Raw genomic sequence first — 14,984 nt, 5'->3', positions numbered from 1 at the left:
TACCCTAGGGCAGCTGGCCTTTTTAATGGATAAAACGGTTTTGGAAGAAATGATTAATTAACAACCAAGGCCGTTAAACCTTACCTTGATTATCCAGCTCGACTGCCTCGTGCATACGCGTGAGCAGATCCGGCACCGCAGCCTGCACGCGATTCCAGCTAGGAATGAAAGGCCGCTCTCGTGGGTTATCTATAAACAGATTGCCGGCTTCAAGCAGGTTACTGGCAAACAGCTCTACGGCTTGCTCTTCACTGTGACGGTCAAGGCTTAGGCCATTCATCGTCGCATCGTGGTCATAGGCTTCAATCAAATCCAGCGCGAAGCGATAGTAGGTAGCTTTGAGCGTGCGGAAATCTTCGCTGCTAAAAGTAACCCCCTGGGTAGCTAATTTGCGGTAGAGGGCTTTTGAAATATCCAGGCTCATGCGGTTTAAACCGCCGTTGGGATCATCTTCGCTAACCGGTTGGTGCTTGTGGTCGTAGGCATCGGCAATATCTACCTGACACAGCTGTCGCAGTGAGTAGTTGCGCTGTAACTCCGATAACACGCCAATCTCCAGTCCCCAGTCCGCCGGCATACGAATTCCCTCAAGCACTTCGCTACGCATCGCAAACTCGCCCGATAATGGATAACGAAAGCTATCCAGGTAATCCAGGTACGGCATCGGCCCGCAGACAGTTTTAAGCGCTCGCAGTAGCGGCGTCACTAACAGTCGAGAGACTCGCCCGTTCAGCTTACCCTCGGCAATGCGCGGGTAATAACCTTTGCAGAAGCTGTAGTTAAAATTAGGGTGGGCCACCGGATACATCAAGCGCGCCAGCAGCCCCCGCTCATAGGTCAAAATATCGCAGTCGTGAAGCCCTACCACCGTCGAACGCCCAGACGACAGCATATAGCCTGCGCAGTACCACACATTGCGCCCTTTGCCAGGTTCCAGCGCGCCTAGGCCGTGCTCCTCCAGCTCCGCATCCAGGGCGCGCAGCCGCGGGCCATCGTTCCATAAGATGCGCGTATGCTGTGGTAGGCGTGAGAAAAATTCCCGGGCATATAAGAATTGCTCACGATCGGCGCGATCCAAGCCAATGACAATTTCATTGAGATAGGGGACTTTAACCAACTCATCAACGATCCCCGACAACGCAGGCCCTTCCAGCTCCGAAAACAGCGACGGCAGAATCAGCCCCATGGGGCGCCGTCGAGCAAACTGGCACAGCTCCTGCTCAAGCGCCTCCACCGAGCGCCGGGTAAGGTTGTGAAAGTCGGTAATAATTCCATTTTGATGAAAGTCACTCATGCGCTTACCTCCCTGGATTCAAAGAACTAGATCCTAAGAACTGGCTTCAAAGAGCTGTACTCAAAGAAGTGGATTCCGAGAATACAGCAGCACCTCTCTCCGCCGTCGCTAAACGGCGGCCATCTCGCCCCCACCAGTAGGCCACCCCCTCGGCCCAGCCGGTCGGCCCTGTTGCCTCCGTGCGATAGAGTGAAGCATTGCTGGGCTCTACGGCTAGTTCGTGGCAACCACGGATGACGACCGCTTGATCGACTGCTTCAAGCATGGTGATATCGTTCGGTCCATCGCCTAATCCTAGCGAAATAGGCGTTCGTCCTCTTAATGCCGTAAAACGTTTAACCAGCCACTCGACGGCATTGCCCTTATCCGCGGAGCGCCCCATTACATGCCAAAAGCGCCCCCCTTGAGTAAGCTGCAGCCCATCCCCTTCCAGCGCGGCGCGAAACGACTCGAGTGCCACCTCGCTGTCATGCCACAGCAATGGCTCACTGCCTTCACGCTGCCGTGCATCCCGGGCGCGAACCGCGTCAAGCCCGGTAAGCTCCATCACCTCTGGCACACTCAGCTCCCCCATGCGGGTAAAGCGAATATTTAGACGCTCACGCCACACCTTCAGTCGGGCACGAATAAAACCAATATCCACACCTGGATGTTTGATAACGACGCCATCGCGACCACTTCCTGGGCGGTCTAAGCGTGCATGGCACCAGCCTGGCGGCAGACCAATAACTGCACCGTTTTCCGCAATAAACGGCGTTGCCGTGAGGCCCAGCGCTTCGCGCAGTGGAATCAGTTCGGCACGGGTTTTACTGGTTACCGGAATTACCGGCACCCCCATCTGCTTTAAGCGGGCAAGCCAGGGAGCAGCAGGGCTAAAGTCATAACTGTGATGATCAAGCAGTGAGCCATCTAAATCGGTCACTACCAGCCGCGGCTGTAGAGCGGGATCAACTGACGCTGCCGAAAGCGTTGATGTGGAAAGACGAGTGGATTCAGGCATGGCACTACCTCTCTTCGGCCTTAACGCATCGTTAAGGCGTCATGTCTGGGGACACCTAATGGCTATGGAAAGCATAGCAATTAATAAGCCAAAACAGAGAAGCATTGGTTCAACAGGGTGTTACATAGCAACTTACGGAATAGATAAGGTGGAAAACAGCCAAGCACCAAAAAGAGGCAACGCAAGCGCACCAAAAGAGTGCATGAAACAGATCAGTGCGCTTCTGGCGCTATTTTCTATCAGAAGACAAAATATAATTTGCAAAAATAAAAATAGTTCTACAAAAAGCGTCACAGCACTTGGCAACGTTCAATAAATAGCTATACTGAAATTGTACCCACCGTGCATCCTGTACACCCCTCACCTGATGCCGGTGGGCTGCAGTGAGCCAAGCCCTTTGATACCCGCCTTCCCGGCGGGTTTTTTTTGCCCCCGCCCCGCCACTGAAACGCCTAGCACCGAGTAGCTGCTCGTTTAGCGGCTCAATACTGGTTGAAAGGTATGAGAGTGCGTCTTCACTCACTATTTTCACCCACTATTCGACATGAATCACCACTTCAACTCGACGATTACGCGCACGCCCTTCAGCAGTGGCGTTGCTTTCCAATGGCTTTGTGGCCGCCAAACCTACGGCGCGTAGCCGCTCGGCATCTACCCCCGCGGCTTCCAGCGCTTCCACAATGGCAATCGCGCGGGCGCTAGATAATGCCCAATTAGACGAGAACTCATCGGTATTGATGGTCTGGCTATCCGAGTGCCCCTCGACCCATACTTCGCCATCGTAGCGCTGAATAGTTTCCAGCAAACTGCCCACTAGTGACGATCCGTCATTGGTTAGCTCAGCCGTTGCCGAGGGAAACAGCAGTTGATCCTGCACGCGGAGACTAATCCCCTCGGCCACCCGTGAGACCTCAACCCCCTCAAGGTCGGGCAGATAGGTAGACTCTTCTACACGTTCCGAAAGCGCCTGATTTAGCGCAAGTGCCCCCGAGACTGACTCATCACTCACTGCTTCTACATTCACCGGGGGGCGGTCAGTCAACACCACCATGTAGTCAGCTAAGGGTGATGTAAAATCATCGCTGCCCGCGGGCATCAACAGTTTGGGTAAAGAAATAACCGGCTCAGCGGGCGGCAGTGGTGCTGCCAAAAGCGGTGGGACACCGACGCTGACTCGCCGAGGAAGATCGGTCAACTTGGGCAGCCCTGCGACGCCGAGCGCCGCACTAATGGCCATAGGGCTCAATCCCGCCCCGCTCCACCGGGCAATGTCCGCACGCTCGTGATTTAGCTGGGCCAAAGACTCAGGCAGCGGGACTTCCAGGGCCGACGATGTATAATCACTCTCACTGTCTGCCTGGTTCCACTGGGGTATTACTGGCCCTGCCGCGGCAATAATGACCACGAAAAGAGCCACCAACAAGGTCATGATATCGAGATAGCTGATCATCCAACCACTACCACTATCACCTTCATGATAGGCCGACATTAGCGAATCGTGGCGCGGGCCGCCGCGATGATCTTCAAGCATTGGTATTATCGCTCATTAAAGTTTTTAACCTCGTGGCCGATCTAGCTAAATATGACGAACTAGGTACATCAAGCTAGGCTTGTCAAATCAGATGCTTATAATTAGCCACATAGAGCTAGGTACGTCGAATTAGGCATGGCAAGCTAAGCATGGCGAACAGTCTATCAAAAGCCGTTTTGTAGCGAAAAAGGAACCAGCAGGTGCGCACCCGTCCCAGATTATTCCCAATACCCTATTTCATACGTCCTGTTAGCCTGGGGCTGGCAAGCTTAATGCTCAGCGGCTGCTTTTATGCCAACACATCTCAAGCGCCGATCGCCACAACCTATCCCTATACCGAACAGCAGCGTATGCAGGCTGCCCACCATTGGGATGTGCTGGCCCGCCATGAAGCTACCAGCATTTTGCAACGCGAGCGCGTTCGCAATCGCGATTTACACATTAGCGAGCCAGACAGTGAAGCACTGCACGCTTACAGTGGCGGTGAATTTGGCCGCGGCTTTCGCGCGCTGCTGACCAGCGAGCTGGTCTCACGGGGGGCTAACCTCACCACCGTCCCGACTGCTAACAGTGCCAACATTACCTTTAATGTCGAAGTTGTCGAACACCGGGATCGTGGTTTTATCCGCCCCCCCGTCGGCGCTTTTACCGCACTCACCGCGGGTATCGCCGTGGCCACTATTCCCTTTAACCAGTGGGCCGAACCTGCTTTGGGGTTGATTCCCGCTGGCATGCTTGCCGACACTACCAGCGGCAGCTGGACGCACACCGGTGACGAAGAGATCATCGTGACCACACAAATCATCGATGGCGAACGAATTCTCTACTCTTCATCCAACATTTACTACATCAATGCCGGTGATCGTCGTCAATATGCCCCTCATCGCGTGCCCCAGGCACCTACCACACCCTCCGTTCCCCTTACTGATACGTGGTAATTTCATGTTGATGACACTTTTCAATATTCAGCGCGCCCGCACGCTCAGCCATGCTACCCGTGGAATGGCCATTGGAATAACGCTACTGCTACTGGCTGGCTGCGGCACGCTGGGCAATGCTAACAACAGACCCGCTGAACCGGAACCCGATCTCTCTGAATTGGTTCATGCAGCTGCCGAGCAGATGGTTGCCAGCAATCCAGAGTTAACGCGCTATAGCCCCATGATCGCCGCCACCTTTGTGAGCATCGATAATCTAAGCCAGTCGTCGACACTGGGGCGTATCAGCTCTGAAATTATGGCGTCCGCCCTGGCCCGCCAGGGTATGCAGGTACGCGAAGTTAAAATGCGCGACAGCATGTTCATCGAAGAGAGCGTGGGGGAATTAATTCTTTCACGGCAAGTTCAGCGCCTAACCGCTCAGCACAACGCCCGCTCAATTTTAATGGGCACCTATGCACAGGGCCAGGACTACGTCTATGTGAGTGCTAGGGTAGTGCGGGCAGGCGATGCCATGGTACTCGGCAGCGCCGATTTTCGCATGCCGCTCAATAACAACACCCGCAGCTTGTTAGAGGGCCAGGGAGGCTGGTGAGCTCTTACCTGCAGGTCGTGCTGCGCTGTCAAGTTTGGTAAGTAAAAAATATAACTTTGCAGTGTGCCTTGGAGTATTCTGGCTAAGTTCACATTGAAACTGAATTGATGCGAAGAGCCGCCATTATGATAATGGCGGCTCTTCGCTCTTGCATGGTCTTTTAACTCTCTAAATTGCCACTATGCACTCGGCGCCCCCCATGGTTCATTGTCTATATTCGTAAACTCTAATTTTTATAGCGTCTTTAACAAAGCAAATCCCCCTTAAACCTCATAAAGAGAGTCTCTTCAATAAATAAAATTTATATGGGCCATCTGTAACGACAAAACTCAGACCAAAGATAAAAACAGTCAATTGAAACCAGCGTTTCAAAACTTCATAAAATTGACATATCACCAGCAATTTTTGCTAGGACTAAGTAATTATTAGTGACAGAAAATAAGGAAATGGCTAAGCTTCAAGAGCAATAAAAAACTAAAAAACTCAAGGGAAAATAACCATGAAACAACTCACCTGTTTTTATCGTCCTGTAGCCCTGGCTACTGCTTTATTAGGAATGCTTGGAATTACAACGACTGCAAATGCCACTTGCAGTAGCGAACCCTACATAGGCTCCATTTGCTTGACCGCCGCTAGCTATTGCCCGAACCAATACGCTGAAGCGCGGGGGCAGTTGCTTTCTATTGCCCAAAACTCCGCTCTTTTCTCACTACTCGGCACTACCTATGGCGGTAATGGTACTCAAACGTTTAGACTGCCCGACTTACAAGGACGCACGCCTGTTGGACTGGGTAACGGCCCAGGATTATCCCCAGTTGTTGCAGGTGAAACACGTGGCACCGAAATCACTACGTTAACGAGTGCCAATCTAGCCCCTCATACTCACGCGGCTACTGTTACTAATTCGCAGCTGCCGGTTTCGAGTAACAGCAGTAATAATTCATCCACACCTAGCAGTACTAATCCGTACCTTGCCGCTTCAGGTGGCGGCCCTGGCAGCGCGACCATTTGGTCTGAGACTTTGACCTCTCCCTTTCCTGTTAGCATCGAAGGTGGCCAGGTTCAAGTAGGATCGACAGGACAAGCAGTGCCCTTTAACAACCTGCCACCCCAGCAGGGTATTCGTTACTGCGTGGCGCTTAACGGCATCTATCCATCCCGCCCTTAATACCAACAATTAACTAACTAGCTAACATTGAAAGCACGCTGTGCTCGTTCACTGTTAAAGAGGCTACCATGACCGCCGTCGCCGTTATCGACTCAGCTCTACCGGATTATGATGTACTTGCTAACGCTGCAGCATCGCAAGGCATGAAGGTGCTGTACCTTACACATGATCAGGATAGCCTTGGCTTCCTGATTGAGCAGCTCTCTTCTCATTTCTTACCGGTGGAGGCGCTGCATCTTTTATGTCATGGGCAGCCAGGCACCATTTACCTTGGCAATACACGTATTGCTAATGATAATTTTGCCGCACTTGCACCTCAGCTAGAGGAGCTTGGGCAACTGGTTCAACGAGAACTTTTTTTATATTCTTGTTCTACTGCTAAAGGTAATGAGGGCGCTTTCTTACTCAGTCGATTAAATGCTCTACTTGATGTCGATATCAGCGCATCAAGTTCGCCTATCGGCAGCACCTTGTTGGGCGGCAGTTGGCTACTTGATACAACCACAGCTCCATCGCATGGCCCTAGCCTCGCTGTAACTACCTATCAGCATCTATTAGCCCTCACCACCATTACGTTTAGTGCTGACGACCCTAGCTGGGACACAGACTCTATTGCCCAAGATGGTGAAGGGGGTAGTGCTGACTTCCCTGGGGCAGTGCTCGAGTTCTATAATATTAGCGATATAAATGGCACTAGACTTAACAGTATCAATTGGTTTAACAGCATCGATTTTGCTGCTGACGACGACTTTAACGGCTTGACTGTTGATTGGAATACTTATGGCAATGAATGGGCAGGGATGGCCATAAAAAGTAGTAGTGGCACGGCATTTCAACTGGAGTCGTTTGATTTTTATGACTGGGGTTCAGAACCACGAGCCCTCGAACAAGTTAATGTTGTTGGCTTTAAAAACTCGGTTCAAGTAGCCTTCAGTAGTTTTATATCCAATAGCGATTACAACCGTCTCTCCATAGATATATCCAATAACTCCAGTTTTGATTACGTTGATGAAGTCCGCATCTATTACGCCGACGGCAGCGGCTACTCCTCCATTAACAATATTGTGATTGATAACGCGGTCATTCCCAATACCTCCCCACAATTTAACTCTGTAAACGCCTTCACTATTAACGAAACCGCCATCAATGACAATGTGGTGTTACTGGATGTGCAGGCCGATGACGGTGATGGTGGTCTGGCGGATGCCAATATCACCTATTCAATTACGGGCGGTACGGGGCAAAGCTATTTTGATATCGATGCTGACGATGGTGAGATCCGCCTTAATGCCGCCGGTGCAGCAGCGCTCGACTATGAAACGGCCGCTAGCTATACCTTAACGGTGCAGGCCGACGATGGCGAAAGCACCAACAACACCGCTACTCAAAATATCACCATTTCGGTTAACGATATCGCCCCGGTCATCACCACCGGCCAATCCTTTAGCGTTAACGAGAGCGATGCCAATAGCATCTCTATAGGCACTGTCGCTACCACGGGCGACGATAACTCGGTGAGCTACTCTATCGCGTCCGGCAACACCGGCAGCGTCTTCGCTATCGACAGTAACACTGGCGAGATCACCCTGAGCGATACTAGCCAACTCGACGCCAGCGCTACAGGTAGCTATACGCTCAGCGTACAAGCCACCGATGGCACGACACCCTCGACGCAAAATATTACCATTAATGTCATTGATGACGTGGCGCCCAGCGTTACCAGTATCGCCCCCAGCGGTTCACCTGCGGCCAATGCCGCCTCAGTAGATTACACCGTTACCTTTAGCGAAAGCGTCAGCAATGTATCGGTCGACGACTTCACCCTCACCGCCACCGGTACGGCATCTGGCACTATTACTGCGGTTGCTGGCAGCGGTGACAGCTATACGGTCAGTGTTACTGGTATTAGTGGTGCGGGCGACCTGCGTCTTGATCTTAACACTGGCACCGATATCGACGATGGGGCCACCAACGCCCCAGCAGGATACACCAGCGGCACGACCCATAACGTTGACCTGGTAAAACCGAGTGTCACCAACGTGACCTCGCCGGGAGCCAACGGCACATACAAAGCGGGTGACATCGTTGACATTACGCTGACCTTTAGTGAAGCCGTTACGGTGAACACGGGTGCCGGTACGCCACAGCTAACGCTGGAAACCGGCACGACCGACCGGGCCGTTAGTTATACCTCGGGATCTGGGACTAATACGCTGATGTTTAGGTATACCGTCCAGGCCGGGGATGAAACCAGCGATCTATCATTGGCGGGTAGCGAGCTCATCCTCAATGGCGGTTCTATAAAGGACGCGGCAGGTAACGACACGGTGGTTACCCTGCCCGCGCCGGGCGATACTAACTCGCTGAGTAGCAATAAAGATATTGTAATCGATGCCGTAGTGCCCAGCGTTTCCAGCATTGCGCTCAGCGGTTCCCCTGCTGCCAATGCCTCCTCAGTGGATTACACCGTGACATTTAGCGAAAACGTCAGCGGTGTCTCTATCGATGATTTTACCCTCTCCACCCTCAACGGCAATGCGTCGGGCACCATCGCCGCCATCTCAGGCTCCGGCAGTAGCTACACCGTCACCGTAGACACACTCACTGGCGACGGCACTCTGCGCCTTGACCTCGACAGTAATACGAATGTGCAGGATGCCGCGGGGAATATGGCGACCGCCTATACCAGTGGTTCGGCACACAGCGTTGATCGGGTGAAACCGAGTGTGACCAACATCACCTCAACGAATGCTGACGGTACTTATAAAGCGGGCGACACTGTTAACATCACCTTAGCATTCAGTGAAGCCGTAACTGTGAACGGTACACCGCAGTTGACGCTGGAAACCGGGGCAACGGATCGCACCATAGATTATGTGGCTGGCTCAGGTACCGACACGCTGACGTTTGCTTATACCGTTCAGGCGGGTGACGAATCCAGTGATCTGGCGCTGGCAGGTACCGGAATCATCCTCAATGGCGGCTCAATTCGCGATGCAGCAGGCAACGACACCGAACTTACCCTGCCCACACCGGGTACCGCCAACTCGCTGAGCGCCAACAAGAACATCGTTGTTGATGCCGTAGCCCCCTTCATCACCAGCGTTTCTATACCGAATAGCAGCCATAAAATCGGCGATACTGTGACCGTCACCATTAGCGCGGGAGAGGCAGGCTTATCGCTGGACGCCGGTACGGTGAACGGGGTAGCGGTCACCGATTTCACCGACCAGGGCGGCGGCATCTATACCGCCACTTACACGGTACAGGAGGGGAATACCTCCCGCGCTCCAGGCGACGACATTCCCGTTAGCGTTGTGCTGTCCGATGCGGCAGGCAATAGCTCCAACACTTACACCACCGCTATCAGCCAGAGTGCTGATGCCATCGACACTGCTCGACCTCTTTTGGATGGCGCTATCGTACCGTCGCTCACCACTATTACTGACGACCAGATCGGCAGTGGCCGCTTTACCCTGACATTGAGCTTCAACGAAGCGATGGATACGGGCGTCGCACCGACGATCACCTTCCCAACGGAAGATCCCACAAACACTATTACCTTTAACACCGGCAGTTGGACGGATGCCACAACCTATATCGCTACCTTCGACACCGCCGACGCCAATGAAGTGATCAATGACGTGGATGTACGAGTCAGCGGTGCTCAGGATGCGGCGGGCAATACCCTTGTCGCCGTAACCCAAAATGACCTTTTCAGCGTGGTGACCGGCACGGCCCCAGGTATTCAAGCGATTACCTCGCCCACCGCCGATGGCACCTTTGCGGTAGGCAGCAGCATAGATATCACCGTGTCCTTCGATAAAGCGGTCGACTTTGCTGCCAACGGCGGTGCACTGACGGCCACGCTCAACACCGGAGCAACGATTCTCCTCACCAGTAGCGATGCCGCTAACCAAACGCAGTTTATTGGCCGCTATACGGTGCAAGAAGGCGAGACAGACACCGCTGGGCTTAACGTCGCCTCACTAAGCCTGACGGGGGCAGCCACGCTGGTCGCCCACGATAACCGCATATCGGCGAACCTTGATGCGTTACCCAGCGGTCAAAACCTTGCCGACAATACTAATTTGTCGATTGATGCCAATTCTCCCGCTGCTGCTTCAGCGCCCTCGTTAGCGGCTGATTCCGACAGTGGCGTGAGCGATAGTGACAACCTTACCAACCACACAACGCCTACTCTCACCGGCACGGGGGCTGAAGCGGGGGCTACCGTGACGGTGCGTGTCGATGGCATCAGCGTGGGTAGCGCCACCGCCAATGGCAACGGCGCCTGGGCCTTCACCTTGGCCGAAGGCGACCTGAGCGAAGGCATCAATGCCATCGATACGATTGTTATCGATAGCGCAGGCAATACCAGCAGCGCATCTGCGGATCTTGCGCTGATCCTGGATACCACCGCGCCAACCGCCAAAAACGACACGACTGCCACGGTACGCGAAGATGCGGGGCAGACCCTGCTGACCAACGTTAGCGGAGCAGGCGACAAGCTAACCGATAACGACACGGGCGCAGACAATACAGCCCCTGTTACCGCGGTGAATAACCGTTCCGATGCGCTGGGCAACGCGGTGGCAGGCAGCAACGGCGGGCGCTTTATCGTCAATGCCGATGGCACTGCAAGCTTCGACCCCAATGGAGAGTTCGAAGCCCTTGCCCACGGTGAGACACAAACCACCAGCGTCACCGTCGACATTCAAGACACCGCGGGTAATACCAACACTTCAACGCTGACGGTGACAGTGGCAGGGGTTAACAATGCGCCGACCATCGCCACCAACACAGGCCCCAGCGTACAAGCGGGGCGTAGCGTCACACTGACGACTGCCAATTTGAATGAAGGCGATCCGGATAACGAGGGGGCAGAGCTTACTTACACACTGAACACCCTGCCAACGTCCGGCACACTATTTCTTAACGGCACCGCCTTGGCCGCAGGCGAGACCTTTACCCAACAAGACATCGACAACGGCTTGGTGACATTCACGGCGGGCAGTAGTGCAGGCGATGCCAGCTTTGATTTCACCCTGGCTGATGGCGGTGAAGATGGCGTGGAAAGCGTCTCCGGCACCTTAACCTTCACAGTACAAGCCTCCCCGGCGCCACAGCCTGAGCCACAGCCTGAGCCTGAGCCACAGCCTGAGCCTGAGCCTGAGCCTGAGCCTGAGCCTGAGCCACAGCCAGAACCCATGCCAACAGCGCTCGTCAATTTTGTTGACCTACTTGCTGAAGAGGGTTGGGAATGGCCACCTGAGCTGTTGGAACAGCTGCGTAATACGACAACCTTTGTGCGTTACCCTGAGTTCGATACGGTGCTCAACCCCATCATTCGGCTATACAACGGTATTCTTGATCGCGCTGCCGAGCGAGAAGGCTTGGAGTACTGGGTGACACTGCAAAACGCAGAAGGTAACTTCAACAACATTGTTCAGGACTTTATGTTAGCGGAAGAAGCGAGCGCCGCGTTGCAAGCCATGGGCAGCGATAATGCCACCTTTGTGGAGACGCTTTATCAATCCACATTAGGCCGCGGCGCGGAGGATAGCGGCCGCGATTACTGGTTAGACGTCTTGCTGGACAACAACGGGGAACGTAGTGAGGTCGCACGTTGGTTTGTACAGTCACAAGAGTACCTTAACGCCAGCACACCACTCGTGAACGGCAACAAGCTGCTGGCCTGGGGTGTGAACCTTGAGCAGATGGAAATGCGTACGTTAGGCTTTAATACCGGTGTATCGGTGGATCAAGGCCAACTGGCCGAGACATTGGTGCGACTCTACACTGGCTTAGTAGGCGAAGCCCCCGATGAAGCAGCGTTTAGTGAATGGCTGGAGAGTAATCAATCGCCAGACGCGTTAGCGGAAAGCCTGCTAGAAAGTGAAGGCCTGTTAACCTCCGGCGAGGCGCTAGATATTGAGGCACTAATCGATACGCTCTATGAACGGGTGCTAAATCGTTCATCGGACACCGCAGGTGAGCAGTATTGGCAACAGGTGCTGCAAAACGGTGATGCCAATCTGATTGACATGGTGCTGGCGTTTACTGAATCCGAAGAACACCAGCAACTCAGTCGTTCTGAGGTAGACAATTATCTTGATGCCGCAAACCTGGTAGGCGTCGAAACTGACCTTGAGTCCTACCTGTTCGGCTAGGGCCATAAACCAACCCAACGGCACCGCAGCTAAGTGGCGGTGCCGATTTCCTCTTGTCACTCAATAACAACACCCTCAGTTTGTTAAAGAGCCAGAGGGCTTGGCAAGGTAATAAAAAAGCTTCCCCTGCTCTAACTCAGAGCTTATGGGAAAGCTTTTGATACTCAATCTTAACGGGCGACAGGCCTACCCTTAAGCCACTAGCATTTCTTGATGAAGTGGCTCAGAGGTGCCAATTATGGGCGTACTTACCATCAGCGTATCCAGCCCTGCGACTATCTCTTCTTGATGAGACTCTTCGCTCTCGCCTGACCATTCGATTTCTTCAGCATAAATCTCGTCAAATTCAATTCGTTCACCGCGCTCAGGTATCAGTGTTGCCAAAGCAGGATCAATGCTGTCAAAACTGTTTTGCCCCATAGCTTCTACGACGCCTAGCATACTCAGTACGCCCTCAAGCACTATGGCGCTAGAAACCGCATCAAAATCTAGCTCTAGTCCTTCCAGCGCTTTTAAGCTCAGCTCTTCTAGGCCACGTTGCTCAATGAGGAGCGTAGGCACACCATCAATAGCAATTCCATTGCGTGCTATTTGTGGCGTGTCGCCACCGGGAAACAGCGACAAGTAGCCATAATCAAAATCATCGAGCCCTTGTGATATGGCTACAGCCGCTTGCTGTGCTGTTGCGGTAATGGTGGGGTCGACATCATCATTGGTTGGCCATAAGATTGACATCGTTTCGAGCTCGCCTGACTCGTTGATATAATTATTTTGGTTATGGTAATCAAGAATTAGTTCAGGTTGAGTCGCTTCGATCACCTGCCTAACAGCGTTAGTTTCTGGGATTAATGACGCATCAATAACTTCACTAGAATCCCAGGTACGGTTAAGATCAATATCTTCAGAGTTACGACGAGGGTCAATGGTCGTTTCGGGATCTAATTCACCGGCAACGAGCCCCTCCCAGCGCTCGAAGCCATCGGGGTTGACCCTTGGCATCACGGTTAACATCACTTGCTCACGTAACGCTTGAGCAGCCTCACTGTCACCGCTCAGCCACTCTAGCAAATGCATGGCCGCTTCTGTTCCGGTTGGCTCATCGCCATGCTGTTGCGTCACAATCATTAACTTGCGCGATCCTTCGCCTACCGTAGCGCTGTATAGGGGCCTACCCTCCACAGACTCCCCGGCCTGCTCTAAGCTCAACGTATCGTAGGCAGCATCCAACGCTTCAAGATCTTGATAAAGTTGTTCATTACTCCGGAAGCTATCTTGTACAAGAGCGCGCTCTGCATCATAACTATCAGCATCAACACTGGACGAGTAAAAGTGAGCAATAGAGGCATAGGCCTCAAGCGCTTCTGCATCAGTTGCGCTAGCACCTGCAATAAAACCCTGCAACAACGCTTGCTGGGATTGACCAGAGCTAGCCTGCTCTACCCAGTATTCAATGCCTTCGGCCTCGGCCTCACGAGCAAACAGGCTTTGATAAACTTCGTTTACCCAGCCGTTATCTTCCAGCTCGGCCAGCTCAGTGCGCCTTGCCTGGAACTCTTCAGACTGCAGCATGAGGGCCATAACGCCTTCTAAATCCACAGAGCCACTTTCGACCTGTTCTAGCCAGTAATTAAACCCTTCTGGGTCAGCCGCACGGCCTAGGATACCTAAGTAAAGTGTTTGTAGATTTTTTTCAATGGAGGGGGTTGTCATAATTAATGCCTCCAGGCATCACTGCATATCGTTCCCTGTATCGTCGGTGGAGCGTCACTAACAATGCCATAAAGCGGACAGCCATCGCTGCTAATAGCGCCCTTAGTAAGCACCTTTATAATTTTCACGCAGAAGGCCGAGAACAGCAGCCATCTTTTTCACACCCTCTTAACCAATAGAGACAAGCACCCTATTTGTCAATATTTACCCACCGAACATGAATTGACTGATACCTCGATAGATGCTTTTCGCTCACCAACCGATGGCGTAAAAAAAGCCAGTCAGCGTTAGCTGACTGGCTCTAGACAAGATATCACTGCCTGACCACTAATTAATCTTAGTGTGTCTTCTGTTGCTCCGGAAGCTCAGCTTTTAAAGCACGCGCATAAGCAGTACGAGCCGTTTGGGCTATCGCCAGCTGCTGGTTCAAGCGCTGAATCTCCTGATCGGTCACACGCAGGTTGAGTACCTGATTGCGGGCATTCTCAGACAGGTCTGCCACATTGTATTCACTACCATCAATAGTGACTGTTTGCTCATTATCCTTCGCCATACAAGGCTCCTTTATGGGTAAT

At 52.8% G+C, this 14,984-nt stretch carries 10 protein-coding genes; 5 read left to right on the top strand and 5 right to left on the bottom strand.

The genetic code is table 11. The features are described from left to right. Nucleotides 1-73 precede the first annotated feature (73 nt). Nucleotides 74-1,294, bottom strand: coding sequence for a glycosyl transferase (locus QT231_RS13400; protein WP_308337361.1), 1,221 nt, complete (start codon nucleotides 1,292-1,294; stop codon nucleotides 74-76). Between the two features lie 46 nt (nucleotides 1,295-1,340). Further along, nucleotides 1,341-2,294, bottom strand: a complete 954-nt coding sequence (locus tag QT231_RS13395; RefSeq protein WP_308337360.1) for an HAD-IIB family hydrolase — start codon at nucleotides 2,292-2,294, stop codon at nucleotides 1,341-1,343. A gap of 58 nt (nucleotides 2,295-2,352) precedes the next feature. Between QT231_RS13395 and QT231_RS13390 the strand changes: the two genes are divergently transcribed. Continuing rightward, nucleotides 2,353-2,610: a hypothetical protein gene (locus tag QT231_RS13390; protein ID WP_308337359.1), complete on the top strand. Its 258-nt coding sequence runs from the start codon at nucleotides 2,353-2,355 to the stop codon at nucleotides 2,608-2,610. Between the two features lie 219 nt (nucleotides 2,611-2,829). Here the strand turns inward: QT231_RS13390 and QT231_RS13385 are convergent, their stop codons facing one another. Then, nucleotides 2,830-3,825 (bottom strand): OmpA family protein, encoded by a 996-nt coding sequence (locus QT231_RS13385; RefSeq protein ID WP_308337358.1) that lies wholly within the window; start codon nucleotides 3,823-3,825, stop codon nucleotides 2,830-2,832. 272 nt (nucleotides 3,826-4,097) lie between these two features. On the opposite strand from QT231_RS13385, the gene QT231_RS13380 reads away from it, so the two are divergent. From QT231_RS13380 to QT231_RS13365, 4 genes are all read left to right on the top strand, one after another. After that, nucleotides 4,098-4,763 carry a hypothetical protein gene (locus tag QT231_RS13380; RefSeq protein ID WP_374694392.1) on the top strand — a complete coding sequence of 222 codons (666 nt, stop codon included), beginning with the start codon at nucleotides 4,098-4,100 and terminating at the stop codon, nucleotides 4,761-4,763. A gap of 4 nt (nucleotides 4,764-4,767) precedes the next feature. Continuing rightward, a complete protein-coding gene (locus tag QT231_RS13375; RefSeq protein WP_308337356.1) occupies nucleotides 4,768-5,358 on the top strand; it encodes a FlgO family outer membrane protein in 591 nt (196 codons plus the stop codon). Nucleotides 5,359-5,857: 499 nt separating this feature from the next. Beyond that, nucleotides 5,858-6,526 carry a tail fiber protein gene (locus tag QT231_RS13370; RefSeq protein WP_308337355.1) on the top strand — a complete coding sequence of 223 codons (669 nt, stop codon included), beginning with the start codon at nucleotides 5,858-5,860 and terminating at the stop codon, nucleotides 6,524-6,526. 68 nt (nucleotides 6,527-6,594) lie between these two features. Beyond that, a complete protein-coding gene (locus QT231_RS13365) occupies nucleotides 6,595-12,699 on the top strand; it encodes a DUF4347 domain-containing protein (RefSeq protein WP_308337354.1) in 6,105 nt (2,034 codons plus the stop codon). A 192-nt stretch (nucleotides 12,700-12,891) separates the two neighbouring features. Here QT231_RS13365 and QT231_RS13360 read toward each other — a convergent pair whose 3' ends face one another. Together QT231_RS13360 and QT231_RS13355 are read right to left on the bottom strand one after the other, a co-directional pair. Further along, nucleotides 12,892-14,409 (bottom strand): DUF4214 domain-containing protein, encoded by a 1,518-nt coding sequence (locus QT231_RS13360; RefSeq protein ID WP_308337353.1) that lies wholly within the window; start codon nucleotides 14,407-14,409, stop codon nucleotides 12,892-12,894. 337 nt (nucleotides 14,410-14,746) lie between these two features. Beyond that, the gene (locus QT231_RS13355) at nucleotides 14,747-14,962 is read right to left on the bottom strand and encodes a DUF6447 family protein (RefSeq protein WP_308337352.1); all 216 of its coding nucleotides are present in this window, start codon (nucleotides 14,960-14,962) and stop codon (nucleotides 14,747-14,749) included. Between the last annotated feature and the right edge of the window lie 22 nt (nucleotides 14,963-14,984).

The sequence above is a fragment of the Halomonas sp. SpR1 genome (assembly GCF_031010175.1).
Taxonomy (GTDB): domain Bacteria; phylum Pseudomonadota; class Gammaproteobacteria; order Pseudomonadales; family Halomonadaceae; genus Vreelandella.
The sequence above is the reverse complement of the archived record's forward strand: the minus strand, read 5'-3'. Positions and strand labels throughout refer to the sequence as shown.